At 38.7% G+C, this 4,478-nt stretch carries 2 protein-coding genes; both read left to right on the top strand.

Annotation, left to right across the window (positions count from 1 at the left end):
• The coding region (locus RG963_RS16115) for a heavy metal translocating P-type ATPase (RefSeq protein WP_310577299.1) at window positions 1-1,909 on the top strand (1,909 nt) is incomplete at its 5' end.
• Window positions 1,910-3,168: 1,259 nt separating this feature from the next.
• The gene (locus tag RG963_RS16120) at window positions 3,169-4,305 is read left to right on the top strand and encodes an acyltransferase family protein (protein WP_310577300.1); all 1,137 of its coding nucleotides are present in this window, start codon (window positions 3,169-3,171) and stop codon (window positions 4,303-4,305) included.
• Window positions 4,306-4,478: the final 173 nt, after the last annotated feature.

Consider the following 4,478-nt stretch of genomic DNA (forward strand, 5'->3'; position numbering starts at 1 on the left):
TAAGGATTTTTGGAGTGATCTTCGCAACCTGGTTATTCGTTACCAGGATTTTTTACTGGATTCTGGAACATTATTTACTGTAGCAAGCGGTGTTTTACTTATAATAGCAATAGCTGTTTATCCGCAAAACATATTGTCAGATCACAATGCGGGTGAAGGCAACTGGTTATATTTGTTGTCTGCATTGGTTGGATCGTCATTTATTTGGTGGTCTGCTTACCAAGGAATTAAAGAAAGAGATTTCACTGCTGATATTCCTGTTACTATTGCAACAATTGCTGCTATTGCTATCGGGCAATATTCAGCGGCTGCTGTCGTAGCCGTGCTTTTGCTTCTGGGGGGCATGCTGGAGGAACTGGTCTCGGCGAGAGCAGGAAAGGCTCTTGAATCTCTTGCAAAATTATTGCCCGATAGAGTCACTGTCAGGCGCAATGGACATGACATTGTAGTGCCGCTTGAAGATGTCTGCATAGGGGATACAATCCTAGTCAAATCAGGAGAACATATTGCTGTTGACGGAAATGTTCTTTCAGGCACTGCTTCAGTAAATCAGGCTGCTATTACCGGAGAAAGTCTCCCTGTTGAGAAACAATCTGGAGATACAGTTTTTGCAGGCACTCTCAACGAAGTAGGTGCAATGGAAATATTGGCCACTAAAGTTGGAAATGAGACTACCCTAGGACAAATCCATCGTTTGATTGAGGAAGCTCAGACACAGAAGCCAAAAATAGAACGGCTTTTGAATCAGCATGCCAAGGTTTACACGCCTACTGCGATTGTTTTAGGTGGTTTGCTCTGGTGGTGGAGTGGTGACATGATGCGAGCAATAACCATGCTAATTGTATTCTGTCCATGCGTAATGGTACTCGCTACTCCTACAGCATTGGTAGCTTCGGTTGGTAACGCAGCGTTAAGAGGTAATCTAATTAAAAAAGGAGCTACTGTAGAATCCATGGCAAAGATAGACACCGTTATTTTTGATAAAACCGGGACATTAACCTACGGTGAACCAGAGCTTGCCAGCATCATACCATTAAAAAATAATAATGTTGAGGACTTATTGTTATTAGCTGCTATCGCAGAAAAATTCAGCGAGCATCCTCTTGGAAAAGCCATTGTCAAAGCTGCGGAAGAAAAGGGATTCTCAGTCCTTGACCCCGAATCTTTTGAATCTATATCAGGAGTTGGCATAAGAGTTAAAACTGGAGGAAAAAACATCTTTATAGGCCGCTCTAAACAGGTATCCGGATTGAATATGTCATGTTCTCATGAAGCTGAAGAAAATATTGAAAAACAATCTCAATTGGGCCGTAATGTAGTTATGATAGGGATTGAGAATGAAGTTGCAGGACTACTAACATTTGAGGATAAAATTAGACCGGAGTCAAAAAAATCTATAGAGAACCTCCACAAACTCGGAATAAAGACAATAATGGTCACCGGTGACAGCAAAGTTGTAGCGGAAAGGATAGCTAAGGTCCTGGATATAAATGAAGTTTATGCCGAAGTAATGCCTCAAGAAAAGGTCGAAATTGTAAAGCGTCTACAGTTGGAAGGCCATAAAATAATCTTCGTCGGCGATGGCGTTAATGATGGTCCGGCACTTGTCACTGCTGATGTAGGGATAGCAATGGGACTTACAGGAACAGATGTGGCAATAGAGACAGCAGAAGTCGGACTATTATCAGACGACCTCTCAAAAATTTCATACCTTATAAGCATCTCTAAGAAGGCTATAAATACTATCTGGCAAAACGTTGCTTTTTCACTTAGCATACTCTCACTGGCAGTTATATTGACTATACCGGGCATATTAACACCAGTAACAGGAGCATTATTACATGAACTATCATCGATTCCAGTGATAATGAATTCCGCAAGACTGATTACTTATAAACCTGAAGATTGAGAATGAGCACAGATCTTCTCAAATATATTTTTGGTTTTGTAGAAGTCTTACCAAGTCGATAGAGATAATTATATTCAACAATTGAAATTCACTATATAGATAAAGCCCTAAATAGCTTGAATTTACATAATATTGGACTTCTACAAAACCGACACTTGTATCCAACATCCCGCATAAGATCACGAAGTGCTACAGCTTTTTCAATGTGGGAATACTAAAACAGGCATTGAATTTGCCGAAGTCCAGAATAAGAACACCATGTAACATACTTGAAAAATTTTCTAGAAACCTCGCTACAAGACTTGAAGCTATGTCTTGAGTATTTGGACCATCCTCCTGCTCATTGGGGAATAGAAGGAACCACGCATAGCTATTTTTTACCCTGCATTCGACAGGTCGACATTTAATTTTTAATTTTTGATGATGGCGATTTTGAAATGATGCTCCCTTATTGTGTGCAGTCGTTAGGTTTACATATGACCAATTATTAATTTTTCATACAAAACTTCAATGAAAAAATGATTCAGTACTTATATATGTCGTGGGAGTTGAGCCACACGTTAACCAACTTTAAACCTAACACATAGTTAGTTAATATTCAAAAACGGCATCTGAAAAAATATTATAATTTATAATGTCGACCTGCCGAAAGCAGGTTTTAAGCCTAGTATCCTGAAAACTTAATTATAGGGCATTAATATTTAAAAAAGACCTCCTTCGCAGTCCTTTTCTTAATTACGACAACTCATAACTAAATTTCCTAGACACTAGATTTCAACTAATCCATATGAAATTTAGAATTATATATCCCCAAATCGTAATTTGCCAGTAAATAAGTGAACGTAAGGATATTCTCCAATGAATTGCAGATTAGTTATTGAGAAATATTTGGAGTTCGACTCTATAGAAACCCTCTTAAATAAAAAATCTCCATTAATTTTAACTGAGTGGAGTAATATATTTTTGATTATTTGTTTTCAGCGACTTGAAGTTGATTTATAGTCATTTACGCAAAGAATTACACTTTAAATTGAACTGACCCATTTCCCATTCCGAGATATTGTGTTTTAATTCATGATGAGATTTCAAGTGTAAGTAGTTGCGCTCAAGACTATAGAATGGTTTTATACAAAGACCAGGCAAACTATTTTTCACGACAACAACGGAGCGAAATAAGGAGACTAATAAACCTCAGTGGAAGTTTTGGTAATCCAAAAAATATATTTATAATGTACACAGTGTTTATATTCTGGGCTAATATGAGACTTCACTGGATTGACGCTTTAAAAGGAATAGGAATTATGCTTGTAGTATTTGCGCACCACAGCTTGCCGGTAGCGCTTGATACTTACATATTTTCTTTTCACATGCCGCTCTTCTTTTTCATTTCCGGATTCCTGTTTGACTTCGGGAAATATACAGGATCAGCTACAAATTTTGTAAAGGGAAGATTAAGGTCTCTTATTGTACCTTACTTCTGTTTTGCACTGCTGACCTGTCTGTTTTACTTTTTACTGGATACGAGATTCCAGCCAGGAGTCACAAATATTGAGTTTTTTGAAGCCAGTGCTCTTTACGGCATCTATTCCATCCTGTACGCGCTGGGCCCCCTTGTCTCTTATAATCCCCCTCTCTGGTTCCTGACCTGTCTTTTCGTAACCGAGCTTCTCTTTTATGGATTTGCAAAAAAGTATTACGGGGAACCTGGCAAGTTTGTACTCTTGCTTACTGCATCCGGAATTCTCGGGTACCTTTATTCGGTTTACGTGCCTTTCAGGCTGCCCTGGAACATTGATGTAGCGCTTGCAGCTGTGGTCTTTTACGGAGCTGGCAATCTCTTTAGAAAATTCACTGAGTCTGAAACAGGTCAAGGACCAGGTTTTAGCCGTGAGTCAAGCTCGAGGGTAGGAGAAGGCCTTTTCAGGCGTGACAACTTTTTACCTGGGCTTCTTATACTTGTGAATCTTTTTTATCTTGGGTACTTACTGAAGTTTCCAACAGCAGATAAAGTTAACATGAACGTCCTTAAATATGGGGGCTTTTTTTCGTTTTACTTCTTTGCTTTTTCAGGGGCACTTGCCTTTGTTTATCTTTTCAAAAAAATAGGGAGTTCAAAGGTGCTTGAATATTACGGAAAAAATAGCCTTATCGTGCTTGCGCTTCATTTCCCTTTAAAGGATGTCCTGACAAAACTAGCACTTATGAGTTTCGGAGTCGAGCTTGAGTATTTCTATTACAATACCGCTTTTGCCCTTAGCTTAACGGTGCTGAACCTTCTTTGCCTGGTGCCTGTAATCTTTGTCATCAACAATTATTTTCCCTTCCTCTCAGGAAAAAAGGGCTCTTCTGCGGAGTTTGAAAGCTTAAAAGCTCATTTCAGGAAGCCTGTAAATTAATAGAGCTGATCCTCCGATCAATCCAGAAAAATAGCAGATTAAATATTAAGCTCCTGCCGGAGAACGTGGAAAATAATAAATAGGAATGGAATTTCCGGTACGAGTGTCCGGAAAATTAGTTAAAGTAAAGCAGAAGTAAGAAGGCATGATACAAATAAGCCTTAAAATAAATT

The sequence above is a fragment of the Methanosarcina baikalica genome, assembly GCF_031461075.1.
In the GTDB taxonomy this organism is placed as follows: domain Archaea; phylum Halobacteriota; class Methanosarcinia; order Methanosarcinales; family Methanosarcinaceae; genus Methanosarcina; species Methanosarcina baikalica.

Coding starts and splice junctions, on each gene's coding strand:
- RG963_RS16120 (WP_310577300.1), top strand. CDS start 3,169: ATGAGACTTCACTGGATTGACGCTTTAAAAGGAATAGGAATTATGCTT.